This window comes from Novosphingobium sp. BL-S-32 (assembly GCF_056857055.1).
Genome location: NZ_CM166477.1, coordinates 1,369,477 through 1,389,825, shown reverse-complemented (window position 1 = coordinate 1,389,825; position 20,349 = coordinate 1,369,477). Strand labels below are relative to the sequence as shown.

At 60.4% G+C, this 20,349-nt stretch carries 20 protein-coding genes and 2 pseudogenes; 14 read left to right on the top strand and 8 right to left on the bottom strand.

The features are described from left to right. Window positions 1-16: 16 nt before the first annotated feature. Entirely contained in the window at window positions 17-736 is a 720-nt protein-coding gene (locus tag AC1VVK_RS22690) for a 4'-phosphopantetheinyl transferase family protein (RefSeq protein WP_482905441.1), read from the top strand. Here AC1VVK_RS22690 and AC1VVK_RS22685 read toward each other — a convergent pair. After that, window positions 730-960 (bottom strand): response regulator transcription factor, encoded by a 231-nt coding sequence (locus AC1VVK_RS22685; protein ID WP_132386215.1) that lies wholly within the window; start codon window positions 958-960, stop codon window positions 730-732. The two genes, AC1VVK_RS22690 and AC1VVK_RS22685, sit on opposite strands and share 7 nt — an antisense overlap. Window positions 961-1,521: 561 nt before the next feature. After that, entirely contained in the window at window positions 1,522-2,229 is a 708-nt protein-coding gene (locus AC1VVK_RS22680; RefSeq protein ID WP_482905440.1) for a LuxR C-terminal-related transcriptional regulator, read from the bottom strand. Between the two features lie 488 nt (window positions 2,230-2,717). Here AC1VVK_RS22680 and rfbC point away from each other — a divergent pair, with 488 nt between their 5' ends. The 4 genes from rfbC to rfbA are packed head-to-tail and all read left to right on the top strand — an operon-like array spanning window position 2,718 to window position 6,200. Continuing rightward, entirely contained in the window at window positions 2,718-3,308 is a 591-nt protein-coding gene (gene rfbC, locus AC1VVK_RS22675) for a dTDP-4-dehydrorhamnose 3,5-epimerase (protein ID WP_482905439.1), read from the top strand. Next, complete coding sequence (gene rfbB / locus AC1VVK_RS22670; protein WP_482905438.1) at window positions 3,299-4,357, top strand: dTDP-glucose 4,6-dehydratase; 1,059 nt, start codon at window positions 3,299-3,301, stop codon at window positions 4,355-4,357. Before rfbC ends, rfbB begins: the two co-directional genes overlap by 10 nt. Continuing rightward, window positions 4,354-5,280, top strand: coding sequence for a dTDP-4-dehydrorhamnose reductase (rfbD, locus tag AC1VVK_RS22665; RefSeq protein WP_482905437.1), 927 nt, complete (start codon window positions 4,354-4,356; stop codon window positions 5,278-5,280). Before rfbB ends, rfbD begins: the two co-directional genes overlap by 4 nt. Then, window positions 5,277-6,200 carry a glucose-1-phosphate thymidylyltransferase RfbA gene (rfbA, locus tag AC1VVK_RS22660; protein ID WP_482905436.1) on the top strand — a complete coding sequence of 308 codons (924 nt, stop codon included), beginning with the start codon at window positions 5,277-5,279 and terminating at the stop codon, window positions 6,198-6,200. Before rfbD ends, rfbA begins: the two co-directional genes overlap by 4 nt. 10 nt (window positions 6,201-6,210) lie before the next feature. On the opposite strand, the gene AC1VVK_RS22655 is transcribed toward rfbA, so the two are convergent. Next, window positions 6,211-6,693, bottom strand: a complete 483-nt coding sequence (locus tag AC1VVK_RS22655) for a CHAP domain-containing protein (protein ID WP_482905435.1) — start codon at window positions 6,691-6,693, stop codon at window positions 6,211-6,213. Between the two features lie 283 nt (window positions 6,694-6,976). On the opposite strand from AC1VVK_RS22655, the gene AC1VVK_RS22650 reads away from it, so the two are divergent. Next, window positions 6,977-7,969 carry a PhzF family phenazine biosynthesis protein gene (locus AC1VVK_RS22650; RefSeq protein ID WP_482905434.1) on the top strand — a complete coding sequence of 331 codons (993 nt, stop codon included), beginning with the start codon at window positions 6,977-6,979 and terminating at the stop codon, window positions 7,967-7,969. 195 nt (window positions 7,970-8,164) lie between these two features. Here AC1VVK_RS22650 and AC1VVK_RS22645 read toward each other — a convergent pair whose 3' ends face one another. From AC1VVK_RS22645 to AC1VVK_RS22635, 3 genes are read right to left on the bottom strand one after another with little or no spacing between them, the layout of a single operon-like run. Continuing rightward, window positions 8,165-8,593, bottom strand: coding sequence for an SgcJ/EcaC family oxidoreductase (locus AC1VVK_RS22645; protein WP_482905433.1), 429 nt, complete (start codon window positions 8,591-8,593; stop codon window positions 8,165-8,167). Between the two features lie 42 nt (window positions 8,594-8,635). After that, the gene (locus tag AC1VVK_RS22640; protein WP_482905432.1) at window positions 8,636-9,364 is read right to left on the bottom strand and encodes a GntR family transcriptional regulator; all 729 of its coding nucleotides are present in this window, start codon (window positions 9,362-9,364) and stop codon (window positions 8,636-8,638) included. A gap of 35 nt (window positions 9,365-9,399) precedes the next feature. Beyond that, window positions 9,400-10,461, bottom strand: coding sequence for a Rieske 2Fe-2S domain-containing protein (locus AC1VVK_RS22635; protein WP_482906759.1), 1,062 nt, complete (start codon window positions 10,459-10,461; stop codon window positions 9,400-9,402). A 173-nt stretch (window positions 10,462-10,634) separates the two neighbouring features. Here AC1VVK_RS22635 and AC1VVK_RS22630 point away from each other — a divergent pair, with 173 nt between their 5' ends. The 4 genes and pseudogenes from AC1VVK_RS22630 to AC1VVK_RS22615 all read left to right on the top strand — a co-directional run. After that, window positions 10,635-10,811 (top strand): hypothetical protein, encoded by a 177-nt coding sequence (locus tag AC1VVK_RS22630; protein ID WP_482905431.1) that lies wholly within the window; start codon window positions 10,635-10,637, stop codon window positions 10,809-10,811. Window positions 10,812-10,884: 73 nt separating this feature from the next. Continuing rightward, the gene (locus tag AC1VVK_RS22625) at window positions 10,885-12,288 is read left to right on the top strand and encodes an aldehyde dehydrogenase family protein (protein ID WP_482905430.1); all 1,404 of its coding nucleotides are present in this window, start codon (window positions 10,885-10,887) and stop codon (window positions 12,286-12,288) included. Window positions 12,289-12,453: 165 nt separating this feature from the next. Then, complete coding sequence (locus AC1VVK_RS22620; protein ID WP_482905429.1) at window positions 12,454-12,621, top strand: hypothetical protein; 168 nt, start codon at window positions 12,454-12,456, stop codon at window positions 12,619-12,621. Between the two features lie 128 nt (window positions 12,622-12,749). Next, window positions 12,750-13,307 (top strand): annotated as a pseudogene (locus AC1VVK_RS22615) (integrase core domain-containing protein); the annotation flags it as partial. A 309-nt stretch (window positions 13,308-13,616) separates the two neighbouring features. On the opposite strand, the gene AC1VVK_RS22610 reads toward AC1VVK_RS22615, so the two are convergent. Further along, window positions 13,617-14,438 carry an IS5 family transposase gene (locus AC1VVK_RS22610; protein WP_482906758.1) on the bottom strand — a complete coding sequence of 274 codons (822 nt, stop codon included), beginning with the start codon at window positions 14,436-14,438 and terminating at the stop codon, window positions 13,617-13,619. 636 nt (window positions 14,439-15,074) lie between these two features. Between AC1VVK_RS22610 and AC1VVK_RS22605 the strand changes: the two genes are divergently transcribed. Beyond that, window positions 15,075-15,332 (top strand): YegP family protein, encoded by a 258-nt coding sequence (locus AC1VVK_RS22605; RefSeq protein ID WP_482905428.1) that lies wholly within the window; start codon window positions 15,075-15,077, stop codon window positions 15,330-15,332. A gap of 793 nt (window positions 15,333-16,125) precedes the next feature. Here AC1VVK_RS22605 and AC1VVK_RS22600 read toward each other — a convergent pair. Further along, window positions 16,126-16,463, bottom strand: a pseudogene (locus AC1VVK_RS22600) (IS110 family transposase); the annotation flags it as partial. A 137-nt stretch (window positions 16,464-16,600) separates the two neighbouring features. On the opposite strand from AC1VVK_RS22600, the gene AC1VVK_RS22595 reads away from it, so the two are divergent. The 3 genes from AC1VVK_RS22595 to AC1VVK_RS22585 all read left to right on the top strand — a co-directional run bounded on the left by AC1VVK_RS22595 (window position 16,601) and on the right by AC1VVK_RS22585 (window position 20,346). Further along, a complete protein-coding gene (locus AC1VVK_RS22595; RefSeq protein ID WP_482905427.1) occupies window positions 16,601-17,785 on the top strand; it encodes a serine hydrolase domain-containing protein in 1,185 nt (394 codons plus the stop codon). Then, window positions 17,782-18,282 (top strand): MarR family winged helix-turn-helix transcriptional regulator, encoded by a 501-nt coding sequence (locus AC1VVK_RS22590; protein WP_482905426.1) that lies wholly within the window; start codon window positions 17,782-17,784, stop codon window positions 18,280-18,282. Before AC1VVK_RS22595 ends, AC1VVK_RS22590 begins: the two co-directional genes overlap by 4 nt. Window positions 18,283-19,623: 1,341 nt before the next feature. Next, on the top strand, window positions 19,624-20,346 hold the full coding sequence (locus tag AC1VVK_RS22585; protein ID WP_482905425.1) for a Crp/Fnr family transcriptional regulator: 723 nt from the start codon (window positions 19,624-19,626) through the stop codon (window positions 20,344-20,346). Window positions 20,347-20,349: the final 3 nt, after the last annotated feature.

The window sequence follows — 20,349 nt, the reverse complement described above, 5'->3', positions numbered from 1 at the left end:
CGATGCGGACAGGGCCTTGCGCGGCTTTCGCCTTGCGATGGAGCCGATTACGGCACCGTTTCCGCTATGGCTGCTGTCTGTGCCGGACATCGTCGATCCGCGTCTTGCCGCCACCCTTTCGGATGCGGAGCGGGAGCGGGCAGGGCGCTTTGTGCGCGAGCCACTGCGCCGGCGCTACATCGCGGCGCATGGCGCGCTGCGCGTGCTGGGCGAGTGCTATTTCGGAGTGGCGGCGGCAGACCAGCGCTATGATCCTGGCGATCTGGGCAAACCCTATCTGTCGGGCGTACCGGGGGCGCAATGCAGCATCAGCTACAGCGGCCAGTCGGCGCTGATCGCATGGTCGCAGGAATATGAGATCGGTGTCGATCTGGAAGCGGTCCGTCCCATCGAGGACGCCGACGAACTGAGCGTGCTTCACTACACGCAGGATGAGCAGGCGGGACTGCGGGGCCCGGAATGCGGGCCGGGCAGCCCCATCTGCGATCGCGCCTTCCTGAGCGTATGGGTCAGGAAAGAGGCTTGCATAAAAGCGCTCGGTGCCGGGCTCTCGATCGCGCCGTCTTCATTTGACTGCGGGGTCGGGCCGGGGGTCAGGAGCGTCGAAATTGAAGGACAGTTCGTGGAATGTGAAAATTACGACCTGAAGGACGACCTGATGGTCGCCTGGGCCCGATTGCGCCGCGTGGCTTCACCGGGTCCATCGGCTTACGAACTGTATAATTGGTCTTACTGATAGGGCTGAAGAAGCCCTTCGCGGATCACGTGAGCAATCATATGAGCACGATTGCGCGTTCTTGTTTTAAGGCGAACGTTTTCTACGTGCCGCTCGACAGTGCAAGGTGCGATCTTCAGTTCGATCGCGGTTTCTTTAGCAGAACGTCCCATCGCCACAAAACGAAGTACGTCCAGTTCCCTCGCAGTTAATTGCACTGCATCTTCATTACCAAATCTGTGCATGTAATTCCCCCAAATTTAATCGGTGAGGTCATTTCAACCTCATAAGCAATGTTACCTAGGGCGCTAAATGAGTCACGCTATATTTTGGATTCAACCGCAGCCGTTTGGCTTGGCCTTTTGCGTTTGCGATATCGCATGAGCCTATCCCGTTCATACTTAATCGCCGCTTCGGAACTCTCGGAATGATCCGGGAGTATTATGATGACGATTGCACACAGCGAACTGCACGGAAAAGCACCCGGAACGGGTGTGGAACGCAGATGCGGAAGGCGGTGATCGAACGGCGGCGTTAGCCAAATGGCTAACCCGTAAGAGCAAGGGGGAGGGGTGAAAAAATGGTCCCCGGTGCGCCTGGACAATTCCTTGGGTGAGAGGCTCGCCCGATCTCGGGTGCAAACATGGCCCGAGTTCACGTTTGATCCTGAGTCGAGAGGTCCATCATCCCGTCGCCCCCGCGAAGGCGGGATCCCTGCGTTCGCGGGGATGACGGGTTTTGGGTTCGATAACGGGATTGGAATGGCGAATTGCTTGTGGGCGCGGGATTCGCCTGACGAACGCAGCCTAGGCCTGAACCGCGTCGTCGATGCACACGGTCACCGATTCGCCCGCCTGACGCGATGGCTTACCCAGCGACAGCTCCCGCGCCATGACGGCAGCCTGCGTCCGGTTGCGAACGCCCAGCTTCTTGAGGATCGATTTGACCGAGGCCTTCATGGCCGACTCGCTGACCCCAAGGTCGCGCGCGATGGCCTTGTTGGGCAACCCTTGCCCCAGATGGCCAAGGACCATCCGCTCCCGCTCGTTGAGGTTGTAGCTGTCGACCTTGGAGTTCTGGGGCGAATGGCTAGTGACCAGCAGCATGTTCCCCAGCAGGTCCACCAGCTCCGGCGGTGCCACCTTTTGCCCGATGGCCACCATCTGCATCATCGCCACCAGCGCCTGATAGGGCACGTGGTCCAGGAAGTAGGCATGCGCCCCGGCTGCATAGATCGCGACCATCTGCGAAAAGTCGAACGAGTCCACCAGCGTGACGATCCGCGTATCGGGAAAACTGGCGAGAGTGGCCGCCACGGTGGCTGCACCGTCCACGCCGAGCAGCGACCGGTCGATGACCAGAATGTGGATGTCCGCCGAAGCGGACAAGTCCGCATCCAATTCGCGAAGATGGTCCACCGTCTCGACAATCTCGAACCATGAATCGGACAGAATGCGGCGCACACCTTCGCGCACGAGTGCATTCTTGATAGCAAGGGAAACTGCGGTAGCCATTTTGGGAAAGCCTCTGTTTTCCAATGCGCCAATTGTGCAGCGCCCCAGACGAGGTGGCCGTATATACTGCTCCGCCCAGCAGTGCGTATTCTAGATATCCGAATGCGTACTGTATATTTTCTTTTATCTTATCGCAATGCGTCCATTTGTAGCCCATTTTGAGGAGAGGTCGTGGAGCAACGGGTAGCCGCAAGGTGCATGCGAATTATCGAATTTCTCGCTTTTCGGGCGCCGCATCCGGTAACATGCACGGTGCCGATTATCACGAGAGGCGATCGCTCTGAGTATTGCCTTCATGGTCCCGGCAATAAGCAGAGGGCGATTTTCGGAAGGCCCCTTTCGGGATCGAGTAAAGAGGTCCGTCGGCGCGGAATTGGCAAGGCGCTTGATATCCGGTTTTGTTGAGTAGAGATCGGAGCACGTCCCGCGTCGGAACAGGGCACGGGGCGCTTCGTTACTGCCGGCAGAATTCAGAGGATCCGGTCAAAATGCACGTCACCACGTACGACATCGCCGGACCTGTGCTGCTCACGCCCCGGCGTCATGAGGACGCGCGGGGCTATTTCATGGAGACCTTTCGTGCCGACATCTGCGCCCAGCACTGTGACGGCGCCATGTTCGTGCAGGATAACGAGTCACTGAGCGCGCGGGAGGGAACCCTGCGCGGGCTGCACTTCCAGACGTCGCCGCATCAACAGGGCAAGCTGGTCAGGTGCACCGCCGGCTCGCTGTTCGATGTGGCGGTGGACATTCGCGAAGGCTCGCCCACATTCGGCCGCTGGATCGCGGAAACGCTTGACCCGGATAATGGGAAGCAGCTCTGGATCCCGCCCGGGTTCGCGCATGGCTTCTGCACACTGCTTCCCGATACGGTGGTGGCCTACAAGGTGACCGACTATTACAGCCCCGAATGCGACACCGGCCTGGCGTGGAACGATCCGGCGATCGCCGTCGCCTGGCCGGATATCGCCGATCCGGAAACGCTGTCCGCGAAAGACCGGGCGCTTCCCACTTTGAGCGATCCCGCCGCCCGCCCAAAAGCTCTTGGGGCTGGCAAGGAGGCACTGCGATGCGCGTGATCGTCACCGGCGGGGCCGGCTTCATCGGATCGGCGCTCGTTCGCTATCTCGTTCTGGAACGCGGGTTCGATGTGCTCAACATCGATGCCCTGACATATGCGGGCTGCGAGGCCTCGCTGCGCGCCGTGGCGGAGCGCCCGAACTACCGCTTCCTAAAGGCCGACATTCGCGACCGCGCAGCGATGGATGCCGCCTTCGCGCAATTCCGGCCCGACCGGGTCATGCATCTGGCCGCCGAAAGCCATGTCGACCGCTCGATTACGGGAGCTTCGGCGTTCGTCGAAACCAACGTGATGGGAACCTTCGCCCTGCTCGAAGCGGCGCGCGGCTATTGGGCCGGGCTGGACCGGGAGCGGCACGCGGCGTTCCGGTTCCTCCATGTCTCCACCGACGAGGTCTACGGCACACTGGGCGAGGAAGGGCTGTTCACCGAGGACACGCCATACGATCCCAGCTCGCCCTATTCGGCATCCAAGGCCGCGTCCGACCATCTCGCCAAGGCGTGGCACCGCACCTACGGGTTGCCGGTTGTCGTCTCGAACTGCTCGAACAACTACGGGCCTTATCATTTCCCCGAAAAGCTGATCCCGCTGACCATTCTCAACGCGCTCGCCGGACGGAACCTGCCGGTCTACGGCCGCGGGGAGAACGTGCGCGACTGGCTCTATGTAGAGGATCACGTGCGCGCGCTTGACTGCATCGCCGAGCGCGGCCGACCGGGCCGGACATACAATGTCGGCGGCGGCAATGAGCGTCGCAATATCGACGTGGTGCGACAGATCTGCGCGATCCTTGACGAACTCGTCCCCGCCGAAACCCCGCGCGAACGGCTGATCGCCTTCGTGACCGACCGGCCCGGGCACGACGCCCGCTATGCCATCGACGCCACCCGGCTGGAGAACGAACTCGGCTGGCGCGCGCAGGAGACTTTCGAGACCGGCCTTGCACGAACCGTGCGTTGGTATCTCGACAACGAGTGGTGGTGGGGCCCACTGCGTGCCCGCTACGAGGGCGAGCGGCTGGGCCTTCCCGCGGTGGCCGCCGCATGAGGCTGGCCGTCACCGGAACCAGCGGGCAAGTCGCCAGCAGCCTGCTCGAATGCGGTCCGCAGCGCGGCGTCGAAGTTGTGACCGTGGGCCGCCCTGAACTCGATCTTGCCTCGGCCTCGCCGGACGATGCGATCCGCGCTCTGGAGGCGGTGTCACCCGATGCGATCGTCTCGGCCGCCGCCTATACCGCCGTCGACCGCGCCGAGAGCGATGCCGAAACCGCCGATGCCGTCAATTGCCGGGGCGCCGCCGCGATTGCGCAGGCCGCCCGGCAACTCGGCGTGCCGCTGGTCCATCTCTCCACCGACTACGTCTTTTCCGGAACGACCGGCCAGCCCCGCCGCGAAAGCGATGCCACCGCGCCGCTTGGCGTCTATGGCCTGACCAAGCTCGACGGCGAACACCGCGTCACCGCGCTCTACGGCGAAAACACCGCGATCCTGCGGACGGCGTGGGTCTACAGCCCGTTCGGCGGCAATTTCGTCAAGACCATGCTGAGACTGGCGGGCGAGCGCCCGGAAATCTCCGTCGTCTCCGACCAGATCGGCAATCCGACCAGCGCGCTCGACATTGCCGAGGGCGTGCTCACCGTCGCGCGCAATCTCGTCCGTAGCCCGGATCCCGCCTTACGAGGCACTTTCCATATGGCGGCGACGGGCGAAGCCTCATGGGCGGACCTTGCCGAGGAGACTTTCAAAATCTCGCGCCGGTTCGGCGGCCCGCAGGCCGAAGTGAGGCGGATTTCCACCGAGGACTATCCCACACCGGCCAGGCGCCCCGCCGATGCCCGGCTGGACAGTTCCCGGATCAAGCTGGTGCATGGCGTCGTCATGCCCTCCTGGCAGTGGTCGCTTGCGGCCGTGGTCGAACGGCTGGTCGGCAAGCCCGGCGTCGTTCCCTTATTGGTGAGAGCACAGGCATGAAGGGCATCATTCTCGCCGGCGGAAGCGGCACCCGGCTCTATCCGATGACGCTGGCGACATCGAAGCAGCTCATGCCGATCTACGACAAGCCGATGATCTACTATCCGCTCACCACGCTGATGCTGGCGGGAATCCGGCAAGTACTCATCATCTCCACCCCGCGCGACCTGCCCGCATTCCGCGACCTGCTGGGCGATGGATCGCAGTGGGGCATGGAAGTGGAATATGCCGTGCAGCCCCGCCCGGAAGGGCTGGCGCAGGCCTATGTCATCGGCGCCGACTTCGTGGGCGGCGATCCCTCGGCGCTCATCCTCGGCGACAATATCTTTCACGGCCACGGCCTGCCGAACCTGCTGACCGACGCGGCGCAGCGCGAAAGCGGCGCCAGCGTCTTCGCCTATCACGTGCAGGATCCCGAGCGTTACGGTGTCGTCGAGTTCGACGGGCAGATGAATGCCCTGTCGATCGAGGAAAAGCCGGCGCGGCCGCGCTCGAACTGGGCGGTTACCGGGCTCTATTTCTACGACGGGCAGGTGGTGGACATTGCCGCAAATCTGAAGCCCTCCGCGCGCGGCGAACTGGAGATTACCGACGTCAACCGCGTCTATCTCGAACGCGGATCGCTCTCGGTGGAAGTGATGGGGCGGGGGTTTGCCTGGCTCGATACCGGCACGCCCGAAAGCCTGATGGACGCCGCCGAATTCGTGCGCATTCTTGAAAAGCGGCAGGCCGTGAAGATCGCCTGCCCGGAGGAGATCGCCTTCCGGCGCGGCTTCATCGACGAGGGCGAGTTCGAGCGGTCCATCGCCCGCCTCGGAAAGTCGGAATATGCGCGCTACCTGCTGGGTGTGCTGGCCCAGACCAGTATTGCGAAGGGTTCGCTCACTGCCGAACCGGAACCGCGCATCGCGGTGCGGTAGGCAGGCCTGATCAGCCGTTGCTGGGGTAGATGAAGCCGGATACCGGGTTCGAACGTGAACCCATGCCGCCTGCCTGGGCGTACCATACGCGCACTTGGCTCCAGTCACCGGCAGCCGAAACGTCCTCGGCCAAGGCCCCGCGCTCGATCTTGCCGCGGAACGACCAGTTGGCATGGTCGAGTAGGATGTGGCGCGCGTCGAGGATCTTCTCGACAACCGCGACATGGCCTAGCGGCATCGCCGCCGACCTCGCCATCGCCAGCACCGCGCCGATCTTCGGCGTGCTGCCCCGCTCATAGAGGTCCTTGGCCTTTTCCCACCAGGTCCAAGCATTGCCGTGGATATCGATACCCGAATGATCGCGGGCATAGGGCACGCACTGAAGCGGCGCTGCCATGGCCTGACCCGAGAAGCCGAATACCAGCAGCAGCGCAAACAGCGCCTGAGCAAAAACCCACGCCGGATTGCGGCGTGCCGACATCTGCTTGGTCATGGACATGATTTCAGGAGATGAATTGACAATAGAAAACCGATTGCCGCTCAACGACGCCACCCGCTTGTTCTTTTTGGACCCGCTCTGGCGACCCGCCAGGACCGCCGAATTCGGTCGGTGATCGGCGTGAAGCAGCCCGATCGCGGCTTGGCCATGCTCTTTCCCCAGGCCGTGGCATGGGTGCGACGGATCGAAGAAAGCGCGGGAACCTTATCGATTCGTCGCAAAACTGGGCTCGAAAGCTGCGGTAAACTGCGGTTTCGGCGCGAAAGCCGCGATTGAGATGCGTGCCCGCAAGCCGATTTCCGCAATGGAAACAGGAGATTGCAGACAAGTCCTTTCCCATGGTGCATTGCGGGCGCTCTGCCGAACCGAATGGACCGAAGCCGTGCCCCAATTGCCATTCTTTACCGCCGACGTGTTCACCAAAATCCGCTTCGGCGGAAACCCTCTCGCTGTCGTCTTTGGCGGCCAAGCGATTGATGTTGCAATGATGCAGGCGATAGCCGCCGAATTCAATCTCAGCGAAACGACCTTCGTTTTACCGCCGGCCGACTCCGCCAACACCGCCCGCGTTCGTATCTTCAGCCGAAGCGCGGAAATGGCATTCGCGGGGCACCCATTGGTCGGCACAGCCTTCGTTCTTGCGAATCAGCGCCCCGATTTGAACGCGGCCACATTCGAGGTTCCCGCCGGAATTGTGCACGTCCAGATCGAGCGCGATGCCGATGGCGCAGTTATCGGTGCAGCCATCGAAACGCCGCAGCCGCTGACTATCGGCGACACGGTCGCGCCCGAGGTCATCGCGCAGGCACTTCGGCTGGCTCCGGCCGACGTGGTGACAACGCACCATCTGCCCGTGGCCGCTTCAAACGGAAACGCTTTCGTCATCGCGGAAGTCGCCCGGGAAGCACTGTCGCGCTGCGATCCGGATCTGGCCGCGTTCCGCGCCGCGCTGGCGGGCCATCCGCAATTCGGCAGCCGTTTCGCGATCCACGTCTACAGCAGGGAAGGTCAGGTGCTGCGCGCTCGGATGTTCGCGCCGCTTTCCGGAACCTGGGAAGATCCCGCCACGGGCAGCGCCAACACGCCGCTGGCCTGCCTAATGCTGTCGCTCGAACCGGAAGCGCAGGAGGCGGGCTTTGAAATCCATCAGGGCGTCGAAATGGGGCGGCCCAGCCTGTTGCATGTAGATGCGCGCCGAACGCCGGATGGGATCGTTGCGACATTGCGGGGGTCTTGCGTGGCGGTCATGCAGGGGGAGATCGCTTTGTGAACTTGCGGCGAACAGCGGCGGGGCGGAGGGCGGACTGAGCAGGCAGCACCGCGCGCTCCATATATACACCAGCCACCCAAATCCCGTGATCCCCGCCTTCGCAGGGGCGACGGCGGTCAATTTCGATAGCTTCCGGTCAATTCAATACGAGGCGCATATCGTTGGCGGGGGTATTCGGCACGGAATTGGCCGAGGCTAAAGCGCTCCGACTTCATGCCGAAGAACGGGCTCTCCAGTCCTCGGATTCGTCAGAGTAACATTCTCCAAGGCCTTGATTAACCAAACTTCGCTGCTCTTGGTGAGCACGGCAAGGATCAACGTATCCACGGCATGCGGACCTACCGGATGCGCAGGTCCGGTCGTCAGCCGGCTCCAGAAATGAACGACCGTCGCCCCTTCGCCAAGCGGGAGGACATCGATCAACTCGTTTTCCAACCTGGAATCGCTGTAGATCGTCTCGTGAATGGGGCGATGCAGTTCGACGATATCCGCCACGCCGCGAACATAGTGCCCGAAACGGTTCACGAACGTGGCGTCCTCCTGGAACAGCGCCCCCAGCGAACCCATGTCGTGGCTGTTCCACGCCGCCTGGAAAGCCATCGGCACATCTTCGGGCTGCTTCATGACTGTCCTCCCGTTTACTCCGCCGTCGGTTGCCATGTTCTTTCAGGCGGTCTCGGGCAGGAAGCGGCGAAACAGCCTTTCGCTCCCCACGGCGGCGCGGGCGTGCTCGCGCATGGCGCGTTCGGCGCGGTCGGGGTCCATCCGCAAGATCGCATCCATCACTTCACAATGATTGTGATGAGCCGATAGCAAGTGCATGTATTCGCTGGCCGGATCGCTCTCCAGCGCCAGCGCGGAGGCCGAGGCGAAGGGCAGATGATCGTTGCGGGCAAGCGCCTGCGCGATCGACGGATTGCCGCTGGCCTCGACAAGCAGCGCGTGGAAGTTCTGGTTGTAGTCGTGGAAGAGATCGAGGTCACCGGCGGCAAGGTACCCTTTAGTGAAGATCGCCTCACCTTCGGCAAGGCAGGCGGAGAACTGCGCTTCCTCCTGCGCGGAAAGCCCCCGCGCGGCGACGCGACGGGCGGCCAGTCCTTCCAACACGCCGCGCACTTCGATCGCGCCGTGGATATCAGCAGCGGTCATTACGCGCGCGGTGTAGCCCCGCGCGCCCAGCTTCTCGACCAGCCCTTCGGCTTCCAGCGCACGCAAGGCGGTGCGCACCGGCATGCGCGAGACGCCCAGCGCTTCGGCCGTGGCGACTTCGCCGATGCGCTCGCCGGGCTTGAAGGTGCCATTGGCGATCATGCGTCGGAGCGAGATAATCACGTAGCGGCCGGGCTTGAGGCGGCCGCTCGCGTTCATCTCATCAAGATCGTCTCTCTCGTCCATCCCTCGTCTTTGGCGGGGTTTTCGCCGCTGTCAAATCAAGCCGTCCCGGCGGCGATGGCGCGGTCGATCATCATGCGCGAACGCACCCCGCCCGCGTCGATATTGAGCTTGAGCAGCCGTCGTTCCGGCCAGCGCAGCAGGTTTGCCTGCTGCATTTCCAGCATTTCCAGATCTTCGCTGAAGATCTTGTGCTGCCCCTCGCGGATCGTGTCGGTGAGCGCCGGGTCGTCGACGCCGAAGCGGCGCGCCATGCCCCAGAAGTAATGGTGGCTGGTTTCGGTCTCGGGCGTGATGAAATCGACGACGATGCTCGAAGCCTTCGCCTCATCGGGCGCGTCATAACCGCCATGGCCTTCCAGTGCGACGCCGACCTCGATCATCACGTGGCTCGGCAGGCTGAAGCGGCAGAGCTGCCAACGGTCAACCGTTGCATCCTCAGGCAATCCGGCGCCGCGCAGGGCCATGCGCCAGAACGGCGGGGCCTTCACGCCTTCCATGAAGCGGCTGGTGACAACTTCGGCCTCATCTGCACGGGTGCGCACGGGGGCTTCGTCGATTTCCTTCTGGCCGATGCTGCTGGCATGGACGTAAGTTTCGTGCGTGAGGTCCATGAGGTTGTCGATCATTAGGCGGTAATCGCAGGCGATGTGGAAATAGCCGCCGCCATAGGCCCATTCGTCGCTCTCGGCCCAGGCAAGGTGGTGCAACTTGGCGGGGTCGGCCGCCTCGGTATCGCCGGGCCAGACCCAGATGAAGCCATAGCGCTCGATCACCGCGAAACGACGGGCGGCGGGAAAGCCGCCGACTTTCTGGCCGGGCATCCCGGCTACCTTGCCGCGACAATCCACCGTGAGGCCGTGGTAGCCGCAAACAAGCTGCCCTTCGCGCACGAATCCAAGCGAGAGCGGCGCGCCGCGATGAGGGCAGAAATCCTCCAGTGCGGTGGCGCGGCCGTCTGCCCCCCGAAAGATCACCATTCGCTCTCCGCAGATGGTTCTGCCGAGCGGTCGGTCCGCGATTTCTTCGGGCGTACAGGCCACGTACCAGGCATTCACTGACCAAGTGGCCTTGATATCCGAGGTCGATTTACCGTCCATCATCCATTCCTGATTTTGCTTTATTGGATCCAATAATGGTAGTAATGGATCCAATGTCAAGCCAGGCCAAGCGGGATCGCTCACCAACGGCTATGTCCCGCTAGGTGCCTGCAAGGTATGGTTCAGTCGCTCTTGCGTAGAGGCGCCGGATCGCCGGGAAAGGAAGCACGAACGTGATCGCCATCGGATGCCTTGCGCTCATTGTTTTACCGCTGCTGGGCCTTGCACTCGGGGGATTTCTGGCGGGGGCAACCGGCGCAAAAATGGGCGCGGCCGCGGGGTTCGTACTGGCGCTGGGGCTCTGCGGCGTGAGCAGCTATGCGCTTGTGAAGGCAGCCCGGAGCAAGTAGCGCTCCCTCTTGCTGCGAGCCGGATCTTGGCCCATCTGGGCACTCCCCCCGACGACGTCCCGAGGTAGTCTCCATGGAATATGCATTGCTCATCGACGGCCAGCTGGTGGCCGGCACCCAGACGCTCGAAGTCGTCAATCCGGCGACCGGCAAGCCCCTCGCGACGGCGCCCCGCGCCGATGAGGCGCAGGCCGAAACCGCAATCGCCGCGGCCCGGCGCGCTTTCCCGGCATGGGCGGCGCTCGGCTATGCGAGAAGGCGGGCCTATCTCGAAACTCTGGCAACTGCGATGGAGCAGCGGGCGGAGGACTTTGCCCGCCTGCTGACGCAGGAGCAGGGCAAGCCGATCGAGCAGGCGCGGGGCGAAGTCGGGGCCAGTGTTGCGGCGATCGCATATTATGCAGAACAGGAACTTACACCGCGAACCTTGCGCGAATCCGAAGGTGAGCGGATCATCGAGCAACGCTATCCGCTGGGCGTGGTCGCGGCGATCACGCCGTGGAACTATCCGCTGTTGCTGCTGGTACTCAAGATGGCCCCGGCGCTCATCACGGGCAACACAGTGATCGGCAAGCCCGCGCCGACGACGCCGCTGACCACGCTGCTGCTGGGTGAGATCGCGGCTTCGATCCTGCCAGCTGGCGTGTTCCAGACACTGGTCGATCACAATGACCTCGGCGCTCTGTTGAGCGGGCATCCGGACGTGGCGCATGTCAGCTTCACCGGCTCGACGCCGACCGGCAAGAAGGTGCTCGCCAGCGCGGCCGATACGCTCAAGCGCTTCACGCTGGAACTGGGCGGCAACGATGCGGCGCTGGTGCTTGACGATGCCGACATCGCGCAGATCGCGCCGCGCATCTTCGCGGGCGCCACCACGAATTCCGGCCAGATCTGCCTGGCGATCAAACGCGTCTACGCTCCGCGTGACAAGCTCGACGCGCTCTGCGATGCCCTTGCCAAACTGGCGGGGGAGGCCGTGGTCGGTGACGGCCTGGAGCAGGGGACCACTATCGGCCCGATCCAGAACCGCGCGCAGTACGAAAGAGTACTGGGCTTCATCGAGGAAGCGCGTGGTCAGGGTACGCTGGTTGCGGGCGGCGAGCCAGTTGCCGGGCAGGGTTACTTCATTGCGCCCACCATCGTGCGCGACTTGCCCGACGATGCCCGACTGGTGCGGGAGGAGCAGTTCGGACCAGTCCTGCCGGTGCTGGCCTACGACGAGCTCGACGAGGTGATCGCCCGCGTCAACGGCACCGATTACGGCCTTGGCGCCACGGTCTGGACCTCCGATGCGGAGCGCGGCATTGCGGTCGCCTCGCGCATCGAAAGCGGCACGGTCTGGGTCAATCGCCATCTCGATCTGCCGTTCGACGTCCCCTTCGGCGGTGCCAAGCAGTCTGGCATCGGCCGTCAACAAGGGATCGAGGGCATGGAGGACTTCACGCAGCCTCGGATCGTGAACGCGGCGCTTTCGTGACGGCCCAGCTCTTTTCCTACGGAACCTTGCGCGATCCCGAGGTCCAGCGCGCCTTGTTCGGACGAGTGCTTCAAGGTGAAGTTGACGCCATGATGGGCTAGCGCCAGCGCATGATCGAGATCACCGATCCCGCAGTGATCGCCAAGAGCGGCGCGCTGGCATCCGATGGTGGAACGCAGCGAGCATGCGCGCGACGCTGTTGAAGGTATAGTGTTCACGCTGACGCCTGAGGATCCGGTCCGCGCCGATGCCTATGAGGTCGACTACGTGCGGCGAGAGGTCCTGCTCCGGTCGGGAAATACGGCGTTCGTCTATGGGGATCCCGCCGAATGATCGTTCGCCCCATACCCGGCCGGTGGGAAGTTGCCTTCGCGGTGCGTGGCTCGATCCTGCCCTCGATCACCGGACGCCCGGCGTCGATGGCGGCCGTGGTTCTGCCCGCGCTGGCAGGGGCGGGGGCACTTCGCCCTTGCGACCGCTGGTCGATGGACTTTGTCGCGGATACGTTTGGCGCGTCGCGCAAGTTCAGGATTATGGCGATCAACGATGATTGCTGCCGAGAGAACCTGTGCTTGGCCGCGGCCACCAGTATCTCGGGGGCTCAGGTGGCGCGCGAACTGGATGCTCTGGTTCGCCTGCACGGAAAACCGGCTTGCATTGTCGGTGATAATAGCACTGAATTTACGAGCCGGGCGATCCTGCAGTGGGCCAGCAAGAACAAGGTCGAGTGGCATTACATCGACCTCGGAATGCCCCATCAGAACGGCTTCATCGAGAGCTTCAACGGCCCATTGCGCGATGAGCTGCTAAACGAAGAACTGTTCGACAGCTTGGCTGACGCCCGCCGGAAGCTGGCGATCTGGCGCTGCGACTACAACCATTTTGGGCCCCACTCGTCGGTGGGGAATCGAACGCCTGCGCAAGCGCGTTGGACGTTCGTGCAGGACGATAGCATCACGCCCGACGCGCTTGTGCAAGCGAGCGTGCCGGAATATTCAACCGCAAGACTCTCGTTATGATCGAGATGATCGAGGGACCGCCGGGGGGCTGGTCACTGGCATTGTCACGCGCCTCAAACGGATGGCATCAGCCAGAAAAATTTCATCGTACAGGAAATGCGATTGAATAATATTCCTCATTAAAACAGGAAAAGATAGATTGTATTCGTTGTTAAGTCCCAAATTAATTCGATAAAATCGGAATTACAATTTAATAATATTGATATTAATTTGACATTTGCGAGAAAAACATTACGATGAAATTCATCAGCGGCAGTCAACGAGCATGCCGGTGACTGAGTGTCTGATTCAAAATTGCGGACATCGAGGTCAGGGCCTTGCGATGCGGCGGGCATATAGCTGTATGGATGCGATAAAGAGCCAGGCGGTGGCGGACGCGATCGTTTCCTCGAAGTCCTTTGCCAAACGCCGGTTGCGGCTCAACCAGGCGAGCGTTCGTTCAACGACCCAGCGGCGGGGCAAGACCTCGAAACCCTTGGCATTATCGGATCGTTTGATGATTTCGACGGTCCACTTTCCGATCCGGCGCAGGGCATCCTTGAGTTTGTTTCCGGCGTAGCCGCCGTCTGCAAACACATGACGCAGCCAGGGGAAGCGCCTGACGATTTCTCCAAGGACAAGCGGTGCCCCGTCCCGGTCCTGGATGTCGGCAGCGTGCACAACGGCATGGACAAGATTTCCATCTGTGTCGGTCAGGATGTGCCGTTTGCGTCCTTTGATCTTCTTCCCTGCATCGTAACCGGACACGCCACCGCTTTCGCTCGTCTTGACCGACTGGCTGTCGATCACGCCGGCGCTGGGAGAAGCCTCTCGGCCATCGGCTACTCGGGCCATCATCAACAAGGTGTGGTTTACCGTCAGCCACAGTCCGTTATCTCGCCACAAGTAGAACCAATGCCGCACGCTCGACACCGGCGGAAAGCAAGGCGGCAGCATCCGCCATGGCAGGCCTCCGCGCAGTAGGTACAGAATTGCTTCGACAATGCGTCTCAATGGCCACTTGCGGGGGCGTCCGACACGCGAGGCAGGTGGAAGCAATGGCTCAAGCAGCGCCCACTCGGCATCCGTTAAATCGCTTGGCAAAGTCAGCCCGCTTCGCGCATGAAGGGCGCGAGTGGTATCGGTCCACATCATTGAATCCATGGTAGTTTTTGGCGAAACCCATGAATCAACGACAGGACAAGCCGTCAAGATAACCTGCTGATACCACTCAACTTATTTTCTGATCAGGCTCTGAGAGACCGCCGTGCTCCCGCTTGAGGGAGAAAAATCGTGGATCTCAATTTACTTCTATTCCGGCACCAGATCGCTCTTATGCGATTAGCCGAGGCCACAGGTCAGCCTGGTAGAGAGCAACTGGTTGACGATCTTCGCGAATGCCGACAAAAAATCGAAGCGAAGCGTCGGATTTTGGGCGTTCCTCAATACCCTGGATGGTTAAGCCTCTTTGGCGGGAGCGCGCGATGAACAGCGGATGCCGAAAGCTTATGTGCAACAGTAGTGCTTTAAGTCATCGGCTCGATTGCCTCGATTAAGCCTCTAACTGCTGGCGGAAAGCATTTGGTTTGCACGACCGTGCAAACCCGCAATCGCATTTCGGCCAAGATTTTCTTAATATTTAATACCGGGACGGGTCGGTAGATTTCGCTTCTGCCGCCGATCAGGTTTGTGGTGGAACTCTACTTCCTCAAGAAAAGTGAGATAAAGACCATGCCCATATGGAACTTCGCTCAGGACAACGTCAGCGATCTTGTTGATTGATACGGCGTGCATAATCAAGAATTCGATCGCCTCTCATCGCCTTGTGAGAAAAGCGCGCCGCGTAAAAATTCGTATTTCGATGTCTACTGTGCGGAATGGGTGAGTTTCACTTCAACCCTGTCCGGCGGCGGTGATTGGCATTGGCGGTTGATTTCAGCAGGTCGGGTCTTGCTGGATTGTGGCGGCTACAAGAGCCGATCCGCATGCACCCTAGCGGTCAACACATTGCGAAGAGAGGCGTGGGCGGCAGAGTTTACTCAATGAAGTGGGCGCTGCGATTACCAAAACAGATGGATAGCGATGCGGCCACATTCCGCTCGCTGAGCTGATGGTCGTTTCTGAAAAAATGGTCGAATCCGCCACGTTGATCCTCCAGATTCCGGCGTAGTTGCGCCATGCAGATGCGGAAGTAGTGCGCGCATTCCGAATAGGCCGGCCTCCAAACTTCCATAAGCCTCTGCAGGTGCGTAATGCCCCTACCGTGCCTCGAATGAGGGCTGATCGCCGGTGAAATTCGATCGTTGTCAGGTACACAGCTTCACCGAAAGTAATTTGTTTCCGACGTTCCCGCGCCGCATTAAACAGCGGGCTCGCCGCAACTTCTGTCCAATTCCATTATCGTTGGGTGGTTTGCGAGCAGAGACCGGGAGCGCCGTGCAGCCGCTCCTCAATATCCGCATCGAAAATCTCGGGTGGCAACGTCCAAAACTGCTCGGATCGACACGATCACCTGAGCGTAGCGTAGTCGCCTGCGTCCTGGTCCCAACTGTCAAGCTTCCCGTCATCCCAAACTCCGCGTGATAACCCCGGAATCCGCCGTTCTTCGCGGTCACAATCGGAATTAACCGATAGCCCCCCAAATGATGAGTTGCGGGTCAAGGTTGATTTCTCGTCGGTTTACTTCTCCCGGTTGCATCGGCATCCAGCTGAGCTCGTTCACGACTACCGACGGGTATGCCTCGCCGGTACCACCTCATATCCGGTCGCCGCTCGGGAGGGCTGCACCATAATCCCGCATTCGGGGACGTGGCTCAGGAGAACGGAGATCTTCTTTTAACCGGCATTCCGCAATTGAGGCGGCATCCACCACATGGCTTGTGATCCAGCCTTCCGCCTCAAGCGCGCGATGAATCCAAAATCCATCAAGCCCCGCTTCCTGAATGACCACCACACGATACAGTCGACCATCCCGAACCTGCGCCTTCTCACGGAGCCTGCCCAAACAGGCCGTCAATCCGGGCAGGTCCCCGTCGGGCACCGAGTGACGTGGCATCCGTTCGCTGCCAGGGGACAGCGACGTCACCACCCACGTCGATTTCGATAGTCCAGCGAAACGAAAATTGCGCCAAGATCAATACGGATGGCGGCAGGCTGCGAGATTGGTTCTGCTGATATGGCAAATCCTTGCACAGAGGTTGGTAGCAAACCGACTCTGATTTCCCTCAGGCCGCTGTCCACCTCTCATCATGGGATCTTTTCCTTCGATGACAAATAATGTAGGTGCCTACATAGATCAATCTAAGGTACCCGACATGTCGAACCATCGTCAGTCTGCGCAAAACTTCCCTCTCAGCCGGCGAACGTTTCTGGCAGGGGCCATAGTCAGCGCGGCATCGCCATCCCTGGCAGTGACGGCGAATGACGATCCGTTGGATGCCTTTTTGAAAGCGCAGCTTCAGGCCGGGAGGATCCCCGGCATGGCGGTAGGTATTGCGCGATCGGGCAAAGTGGCCCTTGTACGGGGATACGGCTTGGCCAATGTCGCGCAACATCGGCGCGTGACCACCGACACGATGTTTCACCTCGCCTCTGTCACCAAGACTGTGACTGCCACCGCGATCATGATGCTGGTTGAAGCAGACCGGATTGATCTCGACGCGCCCGTCAATCGATATCTCGACTTCAAAGTCATCAATCCCGCCCATCCGATTGCCGCCATCACGGTTCGCCATCTGCTGATGCACGTGTCGGGAATATCGGACGAAACCTATTACAACATCGATTTCCGGACGATTGGCCGAGATTCGCCGCTGCCGCTGAGGATTTTCCTCACCGACTATCTGGTGCCTGGCGGTAAGCATTATTCGGCTACTGGCAGTTTCTCGTCGGCTGCGCCGGGTGCGAACTATGACTATTGCAATGTCGGTTACGCGCTGCTCGGCTATCTAGTGCAGCGGGTCGCGGATGAGGACCTGCGTGCTTTCACCGCGAGCCGGATGTTCAAACCGCTCGGCATGCGGCACATCTCGTGGACCATCGCTGACACGCCCAAGCCGCTGATGGCCACGCCATACGACGTTGTCGACGATCAGATCGTCCCCACCGAACCTGTCGGATTTCCCGATTTTCCGGTGGGAATGCTACGCTCCTCCATCGCAGGTTTCATGCCCTTTGTAGCTGCGGCCGCCAACAACGGAATGGCGGACGGCTCGCGGATCCTGACGGCGGCCGACCAGTCCGAGATGCTGACTATGCATGCCCCGCCCGGCTTGCCGACCTGGGTGACCGGTCAGGGACTGGGCTGGATGGAATCGGAGGGCTTCGGCAAGCGCCGGATCAACCATTGGGGCGGCGATCCCGGCGTGTTCACCGCGGTTTATCTCGACCCTGCCTCGACGACCGGCATAGCAATCTTCACCAACGTTTCGGCTACGCCCGCGAGCAAGGCTGCGATTAAGGCTATCGCCGAGCGTCTCCTCACCGAGCCATTGGTATGACGGGCAAGCGAACGGACTATAGTCGCAGCGTTGGCGCGGCCGCCCTTGGCGCGCGCATACGCCGACTTTCCGATCGGTTCGACCGCGAAACCGCACAAATCTATGCGGCGCAGGGCATTCGCTTCGAGCAGCGCTGGTTCGGCATTCTCAACCAGATTGTCATGAACGGCGCGATGACGGTTGGCGAGATTGCCGAGGCGCTTTGCGTCACGCATGTCTCGGTCAGCCAGGCAAGGCGGGCGCTTGAAGACGCAGGATTGCTCCAGGCCACGAGCGATCAATCCGATGCCCGGCGCCGGCTCCTCTCCCTCACGCCGCAGGGAGAGTTGCTTACCGCTGCTCTTGGACCGCTTTGGAAGGCCCTTAGCGAATGCGCCGAGGAATTGGACGCCGAGGCAGGCCATCTGGTGCGGCTGCTTGATCGCCTTGAAGACGCACTCGACGAATGCCCGCTGGCCGCGCGTGTCGCCGCCCGCATTGGCTTGGCGGATGGATGAAATCGCTTTAATCCGGACACCAGTTGGCGTGACGTTGAGCCATATCCCGTCCGCGTTCGTGATGTTGAGGCGTTTATCCGCCAGAAGCAAAAGTCTACCGGCCGCTTTCAGCGTTGTCCAAATGGCTGCTGAACTTCTGCCTCGAGAGCGCAAGCAGATGTCGGGCGAAGTGCCCTAAAGCACCTCGCCCTGCCGGTATGCAACCTTCGCATCACCTCGAACTTTGGAGCCGCGTTCGGTGACCGACACACTCGGTATGTGATCGATTCGCGTTAAAAGAGCGCCGAGGAAGTCGGCAACGACTCCGTTTCCATTGCTGGTTTCGACATGGATACGAAGAGCGCCGGGATCGGTGCCGAAATTGCGGACGACAACATTGTCTCCGAAAAAGCGTTGCGCAGTTTCTCGGATGGGCTTTCCGGTGGGCGACTATCCAGCCGGCGCTGCACCCGGCTACGCCTTATTGGGAGGCGACATAAGCGAGGTTACAATCTCGCAGAGATGAACATTTGACTCGCAACCGGGGCGCCGCGCTGTCGCGGTCCCGGCGATCTCAATGAGGCTTATGTTACAGGAAGGCGCGAAGTGCGCAGGAATGCCCCTTGGATTCTTTCGCCGGTAACTTGATCGGAATGTCCGGATTTCCCCGACATCCAAAACGTCTAACCGAGCAGCAACAATAGGCCAGCGGGCAGAGGGTTGGATGACCCGCTGGCCTTACTCGAAGCTACCAACCAGCTCCGCCCCGCCCACTGCAAATTTGTAGGCGACAATGACGAAGTTACAAAAAAGTACATTAGAGATGATCGTATTGCTTTCTACCGAATACCAATGATAGTTGATCACTTTTTAAGTGATCCATCTCCGCAAGATTTTGAGATATTTCGCATCGCTGTCATCATTTTTAGATGAAGAAGATGGCTCATCCAAAGGGTGATGTAGTGAGGGAAAATATATAAACAACGTACTGTGAGCGTACGGCTTATTTCGATATATGGCCAATGGTAATTTCTAAACAAGTATCAATAAGAATTGATATTGATTGAGATGTGTTGCTTATTGCCTTGGGCCGCGACTGGGCTTGGGGTCGGTGTATAGCGCTTTTCGGCTGTTCTGCGTTGATGCGGGACGAGGGCGCGGTGCTTTTCAGATTTCCACTTTCCTCGGAAAGTTCGCGAAAATGCAAGTGCGCAGTGCGCTGTGACCAAATTCACGGTCCAAAAACGCCGTGGGCCACTGTATAGTAGCGACAATCCAGAGGGAGATAGGAGGGCTGGTTTGTAACAATTATCAATAATATCAAACAATATGAATTTCGAATGCGATGTGGGATTGTGCCGGATGAACAATCGCTTCATCGACAAGCTGCGCGGCTTTGCCACACTCAACGACGAGGATATCGCTATCCTTCGCGCTGCCACGTCGCACCCTCAGGTCATCGCCGCGAAAAAGGATCTGATCCGCGAGGGGGACCGACCCGGACCGGTGTTCATTGTCCTCGACGGTTGGGCGTTTCGTTATAAGATTTTGCCGAGCGGCGCGCGGCAGGTCCTGGCATTCCTCATGCCGGGAGACTCCTGCGATCTTCACGTCGGTCTGCTCGCGCACATGGACCACAGTATCCAGACCATCGAGCCTACCTCTGTGGCGACCATTGATCGTACGCGCATGGACGAGATGATGGACGAACGCCCCAACATTGCAAGGGCGATGTATTTGTCGCAACTTGTTGATGAAGGCACCATGCGGGCTTGGATAACAAGTATGGGGCGCCGAACCAGTATTGAGCGTGTGGCGCATTTGATGTGTGAACTTTATCTTCGTGCCAGGAACATAGGAATTGCGCCTGACACTCAGCTAACCCTGCCGTTGTCGCAAATTATATTGGCGGATTCGTTGGGCATGACCCCCGTCCACCTTAATCGCGTTCTCAAGGAATTGCGGCTTGCAGGGGCAATGTCGCTCGAGCGCGGTAGTTTGCATATCGAGAGCCCGGCCAAACTGGTAGAGATCGCGGGTTTTGATGAGAACTACCTGCACAGGCGGTTACGCGAGAGAGCGTGATGT